The 17,759-nt window shown below is 51.0% G+C and carries 14 protein-coding genes; all 14 read right to left on the reverse strand.

Annotated elements, in window-relative coordinates; translation table 11 throughout:
- Window positions 1–29: 29 nt before the first annotated feature.
- The gene (locus I3X05_RS09880) at window positions 30–1,550 is read right to left on the reverse strand and encodes an ATPase (protein WP_337970670.1); all 1,521 of its coding nucleotides are present in this window, start codon (window positions 1,548–1,550) and stop codon (window positions 30–32) included.
- Entirely contained in the window at window positions 1,550–1,789 is a 240-nt protein-coding gene (locus tag I3X05_RS09885; RefSeq protein ID WP_172565589.1) for a bacteriocin, read from the reverse strand. The genes I3X05_RS09880 and I3X05_RS09885 overlap by 1 nt, the downstream gene beginning before the upstream one ends.
- A 3-nt stretch (window positions 1,790–1,792) precedes the next feature.
- Window positions 1,793–2,113 carry a hypothetical protein gene (locus I3X05_RS09890; RefSeq protein ID WP_337971188.1) on the reverse strand — a complete coding sequence of 107 codons (321 nt, stop codon included), beginning with the start codon at window positions 2,111–2,113 and terminating at the stop codon, window positions 1,793–1,795.
- Window positions 2,114–2,265: 152 nt separating this feature from the next.
- The gene (locus tag I3X05_RS09895; RefSeq protein WP_337970671.1) at window positions 2,266–2,928 is read right to left on the reverse strand and encodes a hypothetical protein; all 663 of its coding nucleotides are present in this window, start codon (window positions 2,926–2,928) and stop codon (window positions 2,266–2,268) included.
- Window positions 2,928–3,191: a hypothetical protein gene (locus tag I3X05_RS09900; protein WP_337970672.1), complete on the reverse strand. Its 264-nt coding sequence runs from the start codon at window positions 3,189–3,191 to the stop codon at window positions 2,928–2,930. The genes I3X05_RS09895 and I3X05_RS09900 overlap by 1 nt, the downstream gene beginning before the upstream one ends.
- A gap of 327 nt (window positions 3,192–3,518) precedes the next feature.
- Window positions 3,519–8,648: a phage tail tip protein gene (locus I3X05_RS09905; RefSeq protein ID WP_337970673.1), complete on the reverse strand. Its 5,130-nt coding sequence runs from the start codon at window positions 8,646–8,648 to the stop codon at window positions 3,519–3,521.
- Window positions 8,648–10,252, reverse strand: coding sequence for a hypothetical protein (locus I3X05_RS09910; protein ID WP_337970674.1), 1,605 nt, complete (start codon window positions 10,250–10,252; stop codon window positions 8,648–8,650). Before I3X05_RS09910 ends, I3X05_RS09905 begins: the two co-directional genes overlap by 1 nt.
- 69 nt (window positions 10,253–10,321) lie before the next feature.
- Window positions 10,322–11,119, reverse strand: coding sequence for a hypothetical protein (locus I3X05_RS09915; protein WP_337970675.1), 798 nt, complete (start codon window positions 11,117–11,119; stop codon window positions 10,322–10,324).
- Entirely contained in the window at window positions 11,116–14,385 is a 3,270-nt protein-coding gene (locus I3X05_RS09920; RefSeq protein ID WP_337970676.1) for a hypothetical protein, read from the reverse strand. Before I3X05_RS09920 ends, I3X05_RS09915 begins: the two co-directional genes overlap by 4 nt.
- A complete protein-coding gene (locus I3X05_RS09925) occupies window positions 14,385–15,014 on the reverse strand; it encodes a DUF6682 family protein (RefSeq protein ID WP_045571860.1) in 630 nt (209 codons plus the stop codon). Before I3X05_RS09925 ends, I3X05_RS09920 begins: the two co-directional genes overlap by 1 nt.
- Complete coding sequence (locus I3X05_RS09930; RefSeq protein ID WP_045571861.1) at window positions 15,014–15,610, reverse strand: hypothetical protein; 597 nt, start codon at window positions 15,608–15,610, stop codon at window positions 15,014–15,016. The genes I3X05_RS09925 and I3X05_RS09930 overlap by 1 nt, the downstream gene beginning before the upstream one ends.
- 3 nt (window positions 15,611–15,613) lie before the next feature.
- Window positions 15,614–16,039 carry a hypothetical protein gene (locus tag I3X05_RS09935; RefSeq protein ID WP_045571862.1) on the reverse strand — a complete coding sequence of 142 codons (426 nt, stop codon included), beginning with the start codon at window positions 16,037–16,039 and terminating at the stop codon, window positions 15,614–15,616.
- Window positions 16,040–16,095: 56 nt separating this feature from the next.
- Window positions 16,096–16,476 (reverse strand): hypothetical protein, encoded by a 381-nt coding sequence (locus I3X05_RS09940; RefSeq protein WP_045571863.1) that lies wholly within the window; start codon window positions 16,474–16,476, stop codon window positions 16,096–16,098.
- Between the two features lie 35 nt (window positions 16,477–16,511).
- Window positions 16,512–17,732, reverse strand: a complete 1,221-nt coding sequence (locus tag I3X05_RS09945; protein ID WP_045571864.1) for a N4-gp56 family major capsid protein — start codon at window positions 17,730–17,732, stop codon at window positions 16,512–16,514.
- Between the last annotated feature and the right edge of the window lie 27 nt (window positions 17,733–17,759).

Raw genomic sequence — 17,759 nt, forward strand, 5'->3', positions numbered from 1 at the left:
CCCGATTTTTGGTGAATGCTATTACTGCATCAGAAGGGCCTCGGAATATTGCGCAAAGTTTGTGGCTGTATTGGCTTAAGGCCATCAGCAAGGTCGCTTAGGCCTTGGCTTACTTTCTCTGGTATCTCTTTGATAAAATCCGGAGTTGCCGCATCGTATTGATTCTGGCTTATTTGCCCGAGAATACTGCGTTGCTGATCGGGCGTTAGGCCTGCCTGTTCTACTTCTTGCTTGGCTTTAGCATAGTTGGTCTCATCCTTCAGTTTTGCCAGAAGCGTTTGATAGGTCCGCTCTCTTACAGCCACTTCCCTCATTTTCACAGCTCTCTGAAACTCAGATTCCAACTGCTCAGGCGGAACATTTGCAATATCTTTTGGGTTGAGTTCATTAATAAACTGCTGCTTTTGCGGATCATTACCCGCCCACTGGCTCGCAGCGTTCATGGCTTGGTTGTTGGCTCCACCGGATTCCACGCCAAGCTTGCCGTATATCTGATCAATCACGGTACGGCGCTCATTGAACCGAACGTTTAACGCCTCAATCTGCTCTGGCGTTGGGTCCATCAATTCATTGATCGCTTTAGTACGGTCTTTTTCAAGGTCTGTCACCGCTTCGCGCCACTGTTTACCTACTTCATCGCCGTTCTTCCCGCCTTTGTCCGCAAACAAGTTAGCGTAGTGCTCACTGGTAAAGAACTGTTTGGCCATTGAAAGCTGCCCTGTTACGTCCTTCATGAGCGCATCGAGCGGGATCACTTTCGCGGCTTCGCTTGCGCCAGGCTTGCGCCCTTCGGTCACGGGCGCTACTTGGCTCGTACCATCTTCGTAGGTCACTTTCAAGCCAATCACCACGCCTGGTTGGTCCCCTTCTCGATTTGGGTCGATGTCGGCGATAAAGTCATGACGTAAGTACTCTTTGTTTGCAATTTTCTTCCCAGATTCAGGGTCAACATCGCCAATCCCTTGTTTAACATTGCGCTCAAGCAAGACACCAAGCGACTTAGTGAACGCGGGATCACGATAGGAAATTGTGCCGTCCAGCACTTTTGGCATCGTCGCCTCGATGTCGAACGCCGCTTGCATCACGCGAGGTGTATATCGACGGGGATCATAAGCACTGTCTTTGAGGTATTCATGATCGAAGATCGGATCAAGCTGGCCAGTTTCCATAAAACCTTTCAGGTTGGATTGAATGACCGGCATATTCTCTTGCATGAACGCCAATTTCTTCTTCTGTCCAAGCTCAAAATCATGCAGTTCTTTGTTGGATTTTTGCGTGCTGATTTGCGCGTCAAGCAGCGTCCCTCGTTGCTTTGCTTCTATCTGCCGCAACGTCAGGTCTGCATCGGCACGTTTAGCTTCTGACTCGTAGCGCTTTCTATCTTGTTCATCCAACTGAGACAGTCTTGTTTTTTCATATTGATAACGCTGCTCATCGCGTTCATCAAGCCTGTCTTGCCTCTCATTATCTTTCTTACGTTGATAGTGCCCTTCGGCCACTTGAAAGCCTTGCAGCGCACCATCCACAAACCCGCGTGTATCTAAAGCCATTAGAATAACTCCCCAATCACAAAACCCGCTGCTGCACCCACTGCTGCACCCACCGGACCATACGCCATCATGCCGATACTCGCACCAGTACCGACCGCCGACATGGTTTGCTGCCGTTCCGCTTGTTTCAGGTTTTCATTTGCTTGTTCGCGCTGCTCTTCACGCGCCGCTGACTGTTGCAGCCCCGACAAAGCACGGCGGCGTGTATCTGAACCCAATTGCAATAAACTGTAACTCATTGTTTACCCCACATTCATTTGTGACAATTTGCCGCGAGCGCCACCACTTAGCACACTCAACGCTCTGTCTTGTTCGTTCTCACGCAAGCTGTTTTTGGCTGTGACTGACGTGAGCGACATCTTGGCTTGATCATTGCTGCTTGCATCAGCCTGAACGCCAAACCGCGCCAGTTTGTTGGTATTGGCCAATGTTGCGCTTTGCTGTGCGCTGGCAAAGTTTTCATCCACTCGTCCTAACTGCTGTGTGAGCAATTCACCGTTTTGCGTTTGCTCCAAAAGCTGCTTTTGATGCGGATAAAAACGCTCTAACCAGTCTTGGTACATTGAACGAGTAATGTTTGCGTAATTGGTCGCCGCCGAACCACTTGCAGAGATCGGTCCTAGCGTCCCCGCTGGTAATGGCGTAACCGGCGCAACAATTTGTGGGGTTTCAGTGGTCGCTGGCTTACTAAACGGTCTTTCACCTTCTCTTGGCATTAGCGGCCTCCTTTGTACGTCATTGCTTGTGGGTTATAAACCTGGTTGTCTTTTAAGGACGTTGCGCGAGATTGGTCAGAGAAAAACGCGGTATTGGGCTGCGCTCTATTCATATACATACTGGCCCCCACACCCGCCAGCGTCCCGACCGCTTGCGCGTTGGCACTGCGGCGGTTGAAATCCGCATAAGCATCATTTGTCGCGTTTTGTAGCGAAAGCCGCGCCGTGTCTTCCATGCCCGCCAGCCCCTCGGCTTTTTGACCTGAGCCAATCGCAACGATATCTTGCTTACCCACCACATACTTATCTTGCTCGTTCACTTGAGCTCGATTCACCGTGTCGCCTTGCGCGACCGCCTGGTCACTCGATAAGTTACTGAGCGTTTGCTTAAATTTGCCTGAGCTTGGGTCCACACCGGACGCAAGCAGGTTTTTCGTCACTCCGGTCCGCGCTTTGCTGTATTCTCGGTTGTAACTCAAATCAGCCGCGTTTTTGACTTCGGCCATATTCGCATCGGAATTGATACTATCGACGCGCTGCATGAATTTGTCTTCAAACGGCTTGAGTTCCTTGTCGTAGAGCTTCCACTCTTCCAGCGCTACTTGTGAAGCCGCAATCTCTGCGGCTGTTTCTTTCACTTCATTCTTGCCACCACCACCCATCAGTCGAGCTCCTTTTGCCAGGTACTAACATGTTTTTGCTGCGCGATTTTCCGGTAGCCAAGCTTTTGCACGAGCTTGGTAAACGCGCCATTCAGTGCGGTATGAAAAACAATCGACTTCGCGCCAATTTTCCTACTGAGCACTTCAATTTCAGGTTGATACTTTGCGGTCGCGCCTTGAGTAAACGAGTACGCAAACAGCACACACACTTTGTCACCATCGAATGGCTGCAAAGCAACAAATCCATCCTCAGACAGAAACAAAAACGCCTTACTTTCCAGTAAGGCGCGATCAACGTTCTCTGCGAACGGATGCCGATTCTTCTCGGCGGTTTTCTTTATGATGGGGAGTAGCTTGTCTCTCCACTTACAATAAGGTTGGCAAACCATTCAAAAACCCAATTCAATTAAGTATTGCGTCATATTCCGTGTCGTTGTGCCAGGGATCTCTTCTCGATGCCAGTTACCACTCGGAAGAGGAATTTGAATAAGGTAAGTTTTATCATTGTCGAGCGCAATGTTTTGCGGCTCAATAAGAAATATAAGCCACCCTAACCTCGATAGACATCGTTTGAACTCCATACACAGTCACTATGCTTTTGTCGTCCAAAGAACTAGACCGGTCCTTCTCAAATAGCTAAAAACGTAAACAGCGTTGCTACTTGCAGATAGGTACGTTTTTTTTCGTATTGAGAGGGAAAATGATTGATTCGGAGCAAGATAAATCGCATTAGCAAATGTCGAGTATTTCGCATCTACTAATTGGGTATTGCTAGGCGAATATTCGTACACGACTTGTTCATTCAGAAGGACTTCCAGAAAATCGCCAGCCGATGAGGTATCCTCATACATCACCCCAGCAGGAATGATTAGGAATCTAGGCCATTCAGCTAAACCAAGATCTATTTCACTCGCAAGATACAGGTACTCAGTAGCGCCTCGATCAACTTTAACACTAAGCTCTTCAGTCAGGTTTACAATAATTGGTTTAGCCACATCGCCGATAATTTGTCCCGCTGTCAACTTCCCTTTTATTTCACAGTTCTCTTCAATCGTTACATTATCTAATGTCCCACTGGTTGCTTGAATATGCCCTTTAATCCAAGCATTGCCTTGTGCATTCACGTAATAGTTGTAGCCTGAAAATGGTCCACCTGGGCCAATTTTTATCTCCGTCCCTGTAATGCTCCCCCCTTCAATTAACGGGGTGACAATCTTAACCCCCGCTCGCACAAAATCAGCAGTGAGTTCCTGCGCGTTAAGAATTTGAATGGTCGCCTTCTCGATCATCGCCGTTGGGATAACCACCTTGCCTTGGTCAATCGCAAAGGTCGGCGTAATCACTTCGGGGTTGTTCGGATCGAATACAAAAAACTGACTCGCGCTCACGGCCACTTGGCTCGTGCCGTCGGATTTTGCAACGATACCAATGCCTGCTGTAATGTCGCCCGCTTGTACTTTTGTGCTCCATAGCGCTTTGAATGCTTCACTGCCATCTTGATTGATGCTCGCAATGGCCTGCGAGTTGGTTTGAGCGGCGGCTTTTGCCTCGTCTCCCTTTTGATTCGCCGTTGCTTCCACGGTATCCACACGCTGGCTCATGGACGAGTTGTTGCTGGCGACTGTCTGCTGCAAAGAGGTCAAGCTGGCGTTTGTCGCCGCATCTGCTGCTTTATAGGCAGAATCTATCCCTGTAATTTGCTGTGCGAGCGCTTGCGTCTCATCAGCGACCGTTTGCTCTAATGCCGTGATCGACGCATTGGTTTGCGCGTCTGCCGCTTTGTAAGCGCTGTCTATGGCATCAACACGCTGACTCATAGCCTGGTTATTACTGCTGACCGTTTGTGCCAAGGAAGATAAATTAGCGTTGGTTTGGCTGTCTGCGGCCTTGTACTCGGTACTCATGGTATCGAGACGCTGAGACAGCGCACTGTCACCATCGGAGACGGTTTGCTCTAAAGTAGATAGGTTCGCATTCGTGGCCGCGTCTGCCGCTTTATAAGCTGCATCCATATTATCTAAACGCTGGCTTAACGCTTGCCCTGCCACCGTGACCGCCTGTTCAAGCGAGCCCAAATTAGCATTGGTTTGGCTGTCTGCCGCTTTATAAGCCGCGTCTATCTGTGTGAGCTGCTGCGCGAGCGCTTGTGTCTCATCAGCGACCGTCTGTTCCAAGTTAGAAAGATTGGCATTGGTTTGCCCCAATTCGCTGTTAAACGTCGATTCAAGCGCGGTGATTTGCTCGACCAACGCCTTTTCAGCGTCAGCAAGCGCCTTGCGCGACTCGGTAAACTTCGCGTCGCTTACTGCCGTCTCCCCCTCGCTCACCGCACCATACGCCGCGTTCAGCTGCTGGATCTGCATCGCCATCACCTTGGCCGCATTTGCCACGGTTTGATTGAGCGCTTGCAGCATAGCCAAGTTCTTGGCATCCCCCGCTTCAACACTCGCGCCCATATCAGTGATCTGCTGCGAAAGGGCTTGGTCAGTGCTGCTAGTCACTTGCTCAAGTTCGGACAGGGCGGCATTGGTCGCGACATCGGCGGCTTTATAGACCGCATCGAGATTGGTGATTTGCTGCGCGAGCGCTTGCGTCTCGTCAGCGACCGTTTGTTCCAAGCTAGACAGGTTGGCGTTGGTCGCAGCATCGGCGGTTTTGTACGCCACATCGAGCGAATCTATCCGCTCACTGAGTGCCGAATCACCATCGCTCACGCTCTTGGCCAAAGTGGTTACGGTCGCGTTGGTCGCTGCGTCCGCTGCTTTGTATGCCGTATCGAGCGAGCTGATCTGCTCGGCAAGCGCACTGTTGTTATCCGACACCGTTTTACTTAACGTCGTTAACGTGGCGTTGGTTTCGGCGTCTGCGGCTTTATAAGCCGTATCGAGATTACTGATTTGCTGCGCCAGAGCGCTATCGCCATCAGAGACAGTTTGCGACAACGTATCGAGCGACGCATTCGTCGCCGCGTCTGCCGCTTTGTATGCGGTATCGAGTGAGCTGATCTGCTGCGCGAGCGCTTGTGTCTCATCAGCGACCGTTTGTCCCAAGCTAGATAAATTGGCATTCGTCGCAGCATCGGCGGCTTTGTAGGCCACATCGAGCGAATCTATCCGCTCACTGAGTGCGGAATCGCCATCACTCACGCTCTTAGCCAAAGTAGTTACGGTCGCGTTGGTCGCTGCGTCCGCTGCTTTGTATGCGGTATCGAGCGAGCTGATCTGCTCGGCAAGCGCACTGTTGTTATCCGACACCGTTTTACTAAGCGTCGTTAACGTGGCGTTGGTTTCGGCGTCTGCGGCCTTATAAGCCGTATCGAGATTGTTGATCTGCTGCGCCAGTGCGCTGTCGCCATCAGAGACAGTTTGCGACAACGTATCGAGAGACGCATTCGTGGCCGCGTCCGCTGCTTTGTAAGCGCTATCGAGGCTGTTGATTTGCTGCGCGAGCGCTTGTGTCTCATCAGCGACCGTTTGTTCCAGGCTAGACAAGTTGGCATTGGTCGCAGCATCGGCGGCTTTGTAAGCGACATCGAGCGAATCTATCCGCTCACTCAGTGCCGAATCGCCATCACTCACGCTCTTAGCCAAAGTGGTTACGGTCGCGTTCGTCGCTGCATCTGCGGCTTTGTATGCGGTATCGAGTGAGCTGATCTGCTCGGCAAGCGCACTGTTGTTATCCGACACGGTTTTACTTAACGTCGTTAACGTGGCGTTTGTTTCGGCGTCGGCGGCCTTATAAGCCGTATCGAGATTACTGATTTGCTGCGCCAGCGCGCTATCGCCATCGGATACACTTTTCGACAACGTATCGAGCGACGCATTGGTTTGCGCGTCTGCCGCTTTGTATGCGGTATCGAGTGAGCTAATCTGCTGCGCGAGCGCTTGCGTCTCGTCAGCGACCGTTTGTTCCAAGCTAGACAAGTTGGCGTTGGTCGCAGCATCGGCGGCTTTGTACGCCACATCGAGCGAATCTATCCGTTCGCTGAGTGCCGAATCACCATCGCTAACGCTCTTGGCTAACGTGGTTACAGTCGCGTTCGTCGCTGCATCTGCGGCTTTATATGCGGTATCGAGCGAGCTGATCTGCTCGGCAAGCGCACTGTTGTTATCCGACACGGTTTTACTGAGCGTCGTTAACGTGGCGTTGGTTTCGGCGTCTGCGGCCTTATAAGCACTGTCTAACGCATCGACGCGTTGACTCATCGCCTGCTCATTATCACTGACCGTTTGTTCCAGAGACGACAAGCTGGCATTGGTTTCTGCGTCTGCCGCTTTATACGCGGTATCAAGCTCGGTGACTCGTTGTGACAGCGCCTCGTTTTCACTGACTACCGTTTGTTCAAGCGTCGTCAGCTTGGCGTTAATCTCGACGTCACCCGCTTTCATCGCCGCTTCAAGGCCCGTGACGACCTCCGCTAAGGCATGATCGGCTTCGGCCAGTACGCGTTTGGCCTCGGTAATTTGTGCGGACGTTTCGGCGGCTTGCGCGGTGTTTTGCGTCGTGTAGGCGGCGTTAAGCTGTGACACTTGCATCGCGAGCACTTTGCTTGTGTCTGCCAGTACCTTTTCAAGCTGCTTTACGTTGGCATACGCGCTGGCATCTGCCGATTGGTACTCGGCCTCAATTCGCGCCAGCTCGCCATCGATGGCGGCTTTGGCATTGGTGAGCGCCAGATCTAAATCGACATCAGCTTGAAATAGTGCCGCTTTCGCCTCTGACAGAGCGCTGTTCGTCGCGTCTATCGCTTGCGATAGAGTGGCGTCGGCTTGTTGTAGTTCATTTTTGGCTGCGTTTATCTCTTGCCGCGTCTGGTCAATTCCGGCTTGCAGTGTCGCGTCGGCTTGAGATAACTCCGCCTTCGCCGTACTGAGCTCTTGCCGCGTCTGGTCAAGGCTCGTTTGCAACGCATCATTTGCCAATTCCAGATCGGCTTTGGCTTGGACCAATGCTTGGTTCGCATCATCGATACCGGCTTGCAGCGTCGCGTCCGCCTGTTCGAGGTCTGACTTTGCTTGGACCAATGCTAGATTTGCGTCATCGATACCAGCTTGCAGCGTCGCGTCTACTTGTTCGAGATCGGCCTTGGCTTGCGCTAAATCCTGCTGCGCTTTGGCAATGTCGGCGTTTGCCTGGTAGAGCTGCGCCTTGGTTGCTTTGGTGTCGATATCGCTTTGCAGCGCCTTAAACACCTCAGAGTTTCTAAGCTGCTCCGCCAGTTCATCAATGATGTCGCCAATGTCCGGCGAAGTCTGCGCTAGAACGCCGTTCACATCCTGATACGGTCCCGCGATGTTGTTCTTATTGATAAAGCGGATCCAGTAGTAAAACGTACTACCGGTATTCACCACATCGGAAAACACGTTGGCGGGCGTGGTGGCAATCTGCACCGCTTGAGACAGATTATTCTCTGTCGAACGCCACACTTCGGCATAGGCATAGCCTTTGAACGTAGGGTTATCCCATTGCACTAAGATGGCCGAAAAGCCCCCGAACGCTTGCACGTTTTGCGGGGCGTGAGGCACTTCAACAATGTCACCACCACTGCCGCCGGAGTTACTGCCAACGACAATCTTATTCACCGTGCCCTTAATCGCGGCGACGTCTTTCTCGGTCACGGCTTTATACAGCCCGTTCCCGCGTTGTCCTGTGAGAATTTCTACGTTTTCATATAAGACATCGAGCGAGCGTCCCGCCCGAAAAGGAGATTTCTTAGCCATTAGTACAGCTCCGACAAAGAATCGGCTAACAAGATCCGCTCTACTTTGCTCGGCCCCTCAATGCGCACTTGCCATTTGGCAGCGCGTACCGGCGGCAAGCGAAAAGGATCATGGTTAAGTTCGCCAGCCGCCAAAGTGAAAATCACTTCACCGTCAGCAATAAACGTCACACTCAACTCCTGCGGGAATTCCGCTTGGATGCGAGCGCAAGTTAACGAGGCGTTTTGCGCGATAAGAAAGGTTTTGCTTTGCCAAGCCATCGGCACCAGTGCTGCGCCGCGACGCCAAGCTTTTAACGCGGTGCCATTGGCAATAAACAGGGTGTCTTCGTTCAGGTAGTGATAAGCCGCATCCCAAGAGGCAGACAAGCGGGTAAAGCTTTGTGTGCTTGGGTCAAAGATGAACGCGCCGCCGTCATACTGCGCGATATACTGCCCTTCATTGGCCCATGCTTTGATGGTTTCTGGCTTGAAGCTTTGCCAGCTATCACGGTCGATGAGCCCTTCCGTCACCACCACTGCGCTCGATGTCGAGATAGCAACCAAGCCATCCGGTGAGGCATAAAGCGCCATGCCGTTTATCACCACAAGCGATTGTGCACTGACACACGCTTGCTCGACGTTTAGGCGCATGCCGGTGATCATTTCCGGTGTCACACCAGAAAACAGATACGGCTTCCCTTTTGTGGCCACAACCAGCGAGGTTTCAATCGGGGCTATCGCCACAATGTCATCATCCGTGGTGCCGCGATTAGATTTGCTCCAGGCATAAGGCAGATACGCTTCGGAAAACATCACTTCGTTACCGGCGAACCCTGCACAAATACCGTTCGCCATCGCGCATAGCCCTTGCATGGTCGCGTCCGGCATGTCGTAGTCCCACGTTTCTAGCGCCGGACCATTCACGTCTCGCGCTGCATCGATGTATTGCGTTTGGCTAATTGGCAATTCCGCGACGAGCAAATAATCCCCTTCACCGCTGGATGTCACCGAGCGATATAAGCGGGTATGCGTGATGTTGTGCGTGTTCACGCCTGGCGCGGCAAGTCGGACCGTCACCGTTGAACCAGGCTTTTCAATCAAGGTGGGTTCACTGGCCTCCCCTGGTGCGCCTTCTTCCCCAAAGCGCGTGACATAGGTTTGGATGTAAAGACGATCTTCATCGTCGTAAGCGGGCAGCTCGCCTTCTGGCGGCTCTTCACCCGTCGCAACGCTCACGCTGGTCACAATCGGCTTGCTGCTTGGTCTGGGTACACCAAGGTCATACCAAGCGGCAGGCATGGTGCCCGCACCGGTGGCGATGTCTTGCGCGGTCACTTTGGGCTTGTCTTGCCCCGTCCAGTACACGCGTTGATACGGGTCTTGCGCCATCGGATTGGCAATCACACTAACGGGCTGACTGAACGTAAACCAATGCGTATGCGCGTAGAGAAACAGCGAATCGGGCGAGTTTGGCAAAGTCGCTTTGTCTAAATCCGAGCGAATTGGCGCAACAATGCCGCGTGTAAAGGTGCAATCTTGCGCGAGTGTTGCGGTGTCATCAGGGAGTAAATGAGGCTCAAGGCGAGGCACCTCGCCCTTCATAGTTGAGATATCAATTCGCATTTGTCTCATCCTGCAAAGACAAAAAAAAGCGGCCAGTTGGCCGCTTGATGAGTTGGGGTTAGTGTGTGGCTAGATAGTCACTTTAAAAGGGGTGAGCCGGTCGCCACTGCGCCACTGGTTGTAAGCAGTGAAGATGGCTTGTTCGCGGTCATAAAAAGCGTTAACGATGGCGCGAACGTCTTCATAAGTTAGAGAAACTATCTCGTTAGATTTGGCAATCCAGCCGATAGACTCCTGCGCTTTATCTGGATTCGCCGCCACCGCCGCAATGCGTTTGTTGAAATTATCAATGCCAAACAAACCATCTTTGCCTTGGCCCATCTGATACAACTTACCGTGGTACTCGATATCACTGAACGTTGCAGACTTGCGAGTTTGAATCGCTAAGTCAGCATGGTAGGCCGCGATGTCACGCATCAAATCGTGGGTAAAAGCTTCCTGCTTGGCCACATCCACCACCGGACGCTCTGGCGCGGGGATAATTGTCTCGATGTATTCTTGCTGTTCTTCATCCCAAACTGGCTCTGTAGGTTGCTCTTTCTCCCACAATGATAGGGCGTACAACCAGTCGAGGTACTGGTTGTGATTTACGCTGAACTCTTCCCAAGCAATGGCTCTTTCAAGCTCCGGCTTGATAACGCTATCCCAAGGCTTACGCTCACTCTTACGAAGCTGCACATCTTGGTAAGTGACTTTATCCGGCTGGTTAACGACCACCACAATGTAAGGCTCTACGATAGGAGAGCTTTCGCCCTCCTCGTTAGGTTCCGTATACCCAACCACACGTTCGCGAGTATCTTCTGCGTAATAGTGACGTATGTTTTCATCCACCTCAGCAAGCGAGGCGTAGTTTGTATCAATCATCATAAATCCACTCCTGGCACTTGCGCCCCAAACCTTGCGTGGTTGTCTACCCAGCCAATAGGCAGGGCCAGTTCAGCGTAGCCGTACAAGCATGATTGCCCGTTAAGGTTGTTGTAGGTGCCAATGCCATCAATAACCCGCATTTGACCATCATCATTCCAGCTAGTACCGTCATGCTTAAGCTCATTCCAAACAAAACCAAGGGTTGCTTGACCGTTTCTTGAGGCGGCATGAGGTAAGATTTTGATTGCGACTTGGGTAGGAGACGCTTGGTTGGTAGCTAGAGATATCGGTAAGTGAGAAGGGAGCTGGCCGTATGTTGAATCAGAACTGATCTTACCGTCAGACGACAGGAAGTATTGAGTGATGGAGATTTTTTGCACAGTTTTTCCAACGCTAACGTAATTACCTGCTTTACCCAAAATACTCTCAGTTAGCAAAACTCCAGACTGTAAGCTTCTAGACATAGTAGCTAAAACATCGCCTAGACCAGCCCTACCACCATAAACTGGCAAAGCCGCTGACGGCTTGGTCACTTTCGAAGCGGCAGTGTAGTTTAGTATTAATACGCCACTAGTTGTAGTAAAGGTAAAGTCATTAGTGCCGCTTGAAAATGACGGAGTAAACGACCCCCAAGTGCTGCCAAAGTTATTACTGAGCAACCCTGTAGGGTCAGATAATGCCTTCCTCGTCACGAGGTATTTCTTGCTAGTGCCATCAGGAATCTGAGGAATCCAACTACCCAACCACCCATCTTTCAACGCCTCAACTTGCAGGATATTTGCGGGATGGCCGGAGACGTCGGTTTGCAGGAAGTTGCCGGAGACTGACGGGCCTATATCTCTAGAAACAACAACGTGATACGTCCCAGCAGGGAATTTAGACACCACGTTGCCAGCTTCTCTTGAGATGTAACAAACACCACCTAAAGCGAGGGGGGTAATGACCCCAAGCGGGTATACACTTCCATCTGACGCAATTATGTAACTATTAGGTAAACTGGCGTCTCCGGCAGAAATAGCAAAACCATACCAGTCTGAAAATTCTGCTGACCAGACTTGCCCTGCGGCAACTAGCTTTGTGTAGCCATCACTGTAAACAGCGTTTCCTGTATGTGTAACTGTTCCAACCTTAGTCCAAACCAGCTTCTCCATACCCCGCATCGTGCCGTTCTCAGCCTTCGCAATCGCTTTGAAATAGTCTTCCATTGTGACGGGAAAAGCCGACAGTCTGCGGTCAATCACACCGCCTACGCCGTCGGGGTAGATTGCGTCGTAGAATTTCCCGTCTGGTCGGCCTGAGTTATTTCCAGAAATACTACCATTGCCGCTATTTGCAGTGACAAACTTAAAACACTCCGCCCGAGAAGACGGGGCGTAAGCAGAAGAACCATACCAAAGCCACCCGTTATTAATATCACCTGTTTTATCGTGAAATCGACCAGAGCCAAGCGGATTAAAGCTTGGGTGATACGCCCCTTTATTGAGTCTAAGCACAGTGGCTAAGACGTAGAAGTAGCATTCGCCGTCTGCGGCTACACCTTCAACTGGATCCCCTCCCGTACTGGTACAGGTGTAAGCCCCCCTAACCTTATTCCAATTGTTATAGTGGCCAGTGGCGTAATAGTAAAAGCTGCTAGTCCCAACTTTAGGGGCGGTATCCAGTAACCCTTGAGGGATGACTCTAAGGACAGGCCCATTTATCGAGAAAGCCAGTATGCCGCCATTTGTTGAATCAACCCCAATCCAATCCCCATTCCCCGCACCTGCAATCGTTCTTGGGCGAACTCTGAACTGCACCAACTTCCCATCAATCACATAAACATGATGGTACGGGTTCTGCAAAATCGTCAGCAGTTGCGCATCGGTTAAATCGTTCAAATTCCAACCACGGCCACGAGACGTTGTATCACCGTCGAAGTTGGCGAAGTAAGTGATTGGTCGAACGTTATCGACTGTGGTAGCAATGCCGTCAACACTGGTTGCTTGGTTGTTAATGCCGCCGTATGGGTAGATGTACGGTTTGGCTGGCGTGATTTCTTCTAAGTAGCCTTCGAGACCGGAGAGGTCTACGCGTTCGGTGACGACTTCTTCTGTGATTGGGCGGATGTAATTAAGTCTGAAATGAGCAACCTTGAGTGCGTCTTTTACTATTAGACTAATATACGCGCCCTCAGTGGCAGTAAAAGTACATACGTAAGATCCCGCTATATAAGGGTAGAAGTAAGTGTTGCTACTGCTTGTACTTGGCTGTAGGTCTGTAATGCCACCATAAGAAGAAATGCCTGCCCCGACAACCTCCCCAGTATCCAGTAACTCAAACGAGATTTCATATTTAACGCCAGCTTTAAGAACTTGGTTAGCTCTTGCGCTACCCCACACGCTATCGCCCTCTACACCGATAACCTTATTACCAATATCGGATAGTGTCGTACCAGAACTCTTAGACCAACCATCTAAACCATTACGCAAATCAGCGTTCTTGGCTGCACCCTCAAACGCCCTCGCCACCGCCTCGTTTACATTCGGCGCGACATCCCCATACTTAGGGTCAACTTCGGTTAGCAGGTTCAGCGTAGGCTTGCCCGTACCACGGCAGTTGCCAGAACTGTCGTAGATATCGGTGCCGTCTGGGGCTTGGGGGAATTTGATACTTGCCTGTTTGGTTGAAGCCGTGTTAACCCCAATAAGTGAGACTGGAAACCCTGCAATATTAAACATAGCTTCATTTGTATCACTAGACCCAGAAGCAGACGCTACCCTACCTAGGTAGATTAGGTTTGCGGATGCACTAGCTGATATAGCTTTTATGGCAAACATCCCCTCATTGATCGGCCCCCAGTTGGAGCTGTCTAGGTGTTTACCCGCATGAATCATCCCACTCGCCGCGCACTGACGATTAACCGACGCTCTCATTGCGTCCATGTCTGCTTTAGTACGGGCGAACGCAAGCGCAGTAAGCCAGCCTGAACTAATCTTACCCTGTGAATTCGCCAGCGGAATTTTGCCCGGTAAAGGATCAATCGTTGCGGTCCCTCCGGTGACGATAGCAGCAGCGTTTTGTTCGGATATCTTGGCTTCGGCGGCTTTTTGGGTGGCAATATTCGCCTGGTTGACTGAATTTGTTTCCGACGCTTTGGCAGCGGCGGCAGAGCTGGCCGCATCACTGGCGCTGTTTTGCAGCACGGTGTTGCCCTTCACATACTCTTGGAGTAGTGCCGACGTCTCATCTGTCAGCTTGTTAACGCTATTTACCAGCTCTTGACTCATTACCGCGCCCCTTCACTTTGGTTAATCATTTGTGCTTTGGCGTTATCCGTGGCGGTTTTATCACCAAGCGCCGTGGCAAACGCTTGCAAGTGAAGCTGTGCCTTCTGCCCTTCTGCCGGATTTAACGAATCTTTGTTGTAGGCGCGATACATCACAAAGTCAGCGACAACGCCTTCATAGACTTCTGAGAGCGGAAACGCCGCACTTTCATCTGTGACTTTTAGTGTGCGGGAGTAGACCACCTCCACATTCACTTGCTCTTGTGGCGCTGGATATAGAAACAGTGTGGTTTCATCGAGCTCATTGCGCGTCCAGCATACCGGTGCGCCAACCGTCGTGCGCCATTCTGGATAGAGCTGATTAAGCTTGTTGATGCTAACAAACGTCGCGGCAACGTTATCGATGTGGTTCACAGCAAGGATTTGATACGCATCGGCGGGCAACGCCACCGTATTCGATGACGTCGCGACAGCCGCCGTAGCACGGCTCAAATCAGGACGACGAATGACAATCGCGGCAATCGCATCATTCATGAAGTCGATCAGTTCAGGGCGCGACCAACGCACATTGCGAAGATCGATTAAGTCCCGCGAAATGCGGTCAATCAGGTTTTTAACGGTGATGGGCATTAGAAGAACTCCCGTTTGCGGATCGGGTTAGAAAAGGCTTGCGGCTCGCCAGATTCCAAAGCAAAGCGCTTCGCGCTACGCATCGCTTCAACAAACCATTGACGGTACTCATTACCGAGCGATGGGTTATGCCAATCGCTGTCGGGTTGAAGCATCAGGCGATGGGCAGCACCGTAACAAATGGCTTGCGCGTACTCATCGAGCAACAGCTTCGGCAAGGTTTTAGAGTTGACACCAGGCTCGACACTGCAATGCACGTAGACAACCGGATTCGAAACGATAAACGACATCACATCGCGGCTCATTTGGCGGTAGTGTTCACCTTTAGTCAGTGCCGCGTGTTCTGCGTCAGTCACGCTAATCATTTCGCTGGCAATGTAACTGCCTGAGTCGCTGTTCAGGTCCGAGCTTCCAACCACGGCAATCACATCGCCCGCCGCCACGTTTTCCAGCGTTCGTGAGTAACGAACCACACCGCTCTCGCGGCAAAACTCCTGCGCTGCTTGAACCAGTGCCGAGTGCATAAGCGGCGGCAAAGTCACATTGACGAGCTGGCGAAGCTTAGGCGTAAACAAATCGACTGAGACAGTTTCCATGGTTTACCCTTTTAACTCGGAGCGAACACGCTTGCGGTAATCATCCGCACTTTCACCAGATTGCTGGCCTTTGATATCCAGACCAGCAGCAACGATATACGTATGAATTTTCGCAGCGGCTAACTTAGAAATATCAACTTCTTCACCGCCAATGCTGACCAAGAACGAAGCTTGTTCTGCTTCTAGCTCAGCTTGCTTTTTACGTTCTTCTTCTAACGCTGCTTTATGGGCTTCGGCTTCTTTCTGCTCTTTGATTTTGCTTTCAAGCTTATCAACATGAACAAATGTATTTTCAAAACGAAGTAGGATTGCCGCTGCCTCTTCGGTCACTTCAATTGGCTTTAAACGTGGGAACACCTGACGACTTCCAGTGATGGTGTCACGCTTACGCTCTTTAGGTCCGATGTAAACAATTTGGACTTTTGACATGTCTTTTCTCCAAATAAAAAAGGCGGACCATGCCGCCTTTCCTTTGACTGGGTTGGTTAGTAGCCTTCGGCTAGATATTCCACGCCAAGGGTTACCGTGCCGTTTGCTTCAGCACCTTTGATAACGAGTGCCAGTGGCTGCTTGCTTTCTGTGTATTCAGTAGGGATCAGAATGCTTTCTGCCTTAGCACCAGAGAGTGCAATACCAGCTTTAACGACTTTTTCACCAACTTTGATGTCAGCAGTAACGCCAGCGCCAATACCAGTGGTGATTACACGAAATCCGGTGATCTTCATGCCGATTTCAAGTTCAATTACTTGAATCTCATCATTGGCGGCAATGGCAGATAACTGGACATTAACCAGTGCCAATGCAACGTTGCCGTGGGTGCCTACATAAATCCGGTCTCGCATGGATGGTGCTTCATGAATTGCCATGTTTGTTTCTCCAAGGGGCACTTAGCCCCCTCTAATTAAAAGCCGAGCTTCACCGCCGTATCGAGAACGATGATGCCGTGATCGTTGACGCGTCCAGTTTTGTCAGCGAAACGGATTTTCTTAACGCCATTCATCCAGCCGATAGTGATTTCGGTTCGGTTCCCGGCGTCCGTTTTTTCTTCGACGATGGAGAAAGAGTTACCCGATTGAGTTTTGCCCCACGCTGTAGCTAGAGCTTGACCGCCCATCAACATAGCGCGATCAATAGTCGTCCCCGCGGTTTTCTGTGAAACCGTAGCCAACTTATCGTTGTTCGATACCTTGACTGTGGAACCGGCATTGAAGCGAATCGGCATCCCTTTGTACTTACGCACAAGAATGTTGCCCATCATCGCGCACTCACCAGAGAACACCGGATGCTTGAAATTGCGGCCTCGGTTCAATGCTGATGCGACCAACATCTGCCAATCTTTGTAGCTAGAAGTTTTTTTCCAGCTATCCCACTGACGAGGCGTTACGTTTAATAGATAGAACGGTTCATCACCTGCCAGTTCGTCTCCATTAAAGCGGATTGGCTGAATCGGGTTCGCCATCTCTTCAATGAACAAGTTCAAATTGTCCACCGACTCCATAGAGAAAACATCAGCTTCGTCCAGCTCTTCGAAGCTATTGGCATCACCGCCGAAGAAATGGCGATCATGAGTTGGCGGCAACACATCGTTTACCATGATCTCTGCGTACTCTTCGTGAGACTCTTGCGGCACGATGCTGTCTATCGCGAAATGGTCGCCACGCGCACCAGCAGCATGGATAATCGACACTTGATCTTGAAGATTGTTGAAGTACGGGCCAAGCAGCGTTCGTGCGGTCTTGCGTAGATCATGAGTCGTACGCTGTTGCGTCATTTTACCGCCAGCATCGACTTGGTGACGGCCTTGGTTGATACCAAGCTCGAAGCTGGTGAAATCGATTGATTCACCACGCCCCGCAATTTTCTTATCACCCATTGTCGGACGTTTGTTCAAGTGATGGACAATCTGCATATCCACCGTATCGCCGCCGCCTTTAGAAAGGTCAGTCACACGCACAATAGGAGCGTGGGAGCTGGTTTGACGCTCCATGCCTTTCTTATCTGGCATGGCTTCTTTGGGGAGTTCTTCGGTCAACATATTGACAAGAGAACGGGCACGAAGCGTAGAGGTAAATAAGCCAACCTCTTGAATTTTCCGTGCTTGTTGTTTGGTAATGGTAGTCATTTGTCAAACTCCAGACATAAAAAAACC

The sequence above is a fragment of the Vibrio navarrensis genome (assembly GCF_015767675.1).
GTDB lineage: Bacteria > Pseudomonadota > Gammaproteobacteria > Enterobacterales > Vibrionaceae > Vibrio.

Excerpts from the sequence above, each read along its gene's own strand:
- I3X05_RS09940 (WP_045571863.1), bottom strand. The coding sequence starts at position 16,476 with ATGGCAATTCATGAAGCACCATCCATGCGAGACCGGATTTATGTAGGC.
- I3X05_RS09935 (WP_045571862.1), bottom strand. The coding sequence starts at position 16,039 with ATGTCAAAAGTCCAAATTGTTTACATCGGACCTAAAGAGCGTAAGCGT.
- I3X05_RS09890 (WP_337971188.1), bottom strand. The coding sequence starts at position 2,113 with ATGTACCAAGACTGGTTAGAGCGTTTTTATCCGCATCAAAAGCAGCTT.
- I3X05_RS09915 (WP_337970675.1), bottom strand. The coding sequence starts at position 11,119 with ATGATGATTGATACAAACTACGCCTCGCTTGCTGAGGTGGATGAAAAC.
- I3X05_RS09925 (WP_045571860.1), bottom strand. The coding sequence starts at position 15,014 with ATGCCCATCACCGTTAAAAACCTGATTGACCGCATTTCGCGGGACTTA.
- I3X05_RS09930 (WP_045571861.1), bottom strand. The coding sequence starts at position 15,610 with ATGGAAACTGTCTCAGTCGATTTGTTTACGCCTAAGCTTCGCCAGCTC.
- I3X05_RS09905 (WP_337970673.1), bottom strand. The coding sequence starts at position 8,648 with ATGGCTAAGAAATCTCCTTTTCGGGCGGGACGCTCGCTCGATGTCTTA.
- I3X05_RS09880 (WP_337970670.1), bottom strand. The coding sequence starts at position 1,550 with ATGGCTTTAGATACACGCGGGTTTGTGGATGGTGCGCTGCAAGGCTTT.
- I3X05_RS09895 (WP_337970671.1), bottom strand. The coding sequence starts at position 2,928 with ATGGGTGGTGGTGGCAAGAATGAAGTGAAAGAAACAGCCGCAGAGATT.
- I3X05_RS09885 (WP_172565589.1), bottom strand. The coding sequence starts at position 1,789 with ATGAGTTACAGTTTATTGCAATTGGGTTCAGATACACGCCGCCGTGCT.
- I3X05_RS09910 (WP_337970674.1), bottom strand. The coding sequence starts at position 10,252 with ATGCGAATTGATATCTCAACTATGAAGGGCGAGGTGCCTCGCCTTGAG.
- I3X05_RS09945 (WP_045571864.1), bottom strand. The coding sequence starts at position 17,732 with ATGACTACCATTACCAAACAACAAGCACGGAAAATTCAAGAGGTTGGC.
- I3X05_RS09920 (WP_337970676.1), bottom strand. The coding sequence starts at position 14,385 with ATGAGTCAAGAGCTGGTAAATAGCGTTAACAAGCTGACAGATGAGACG.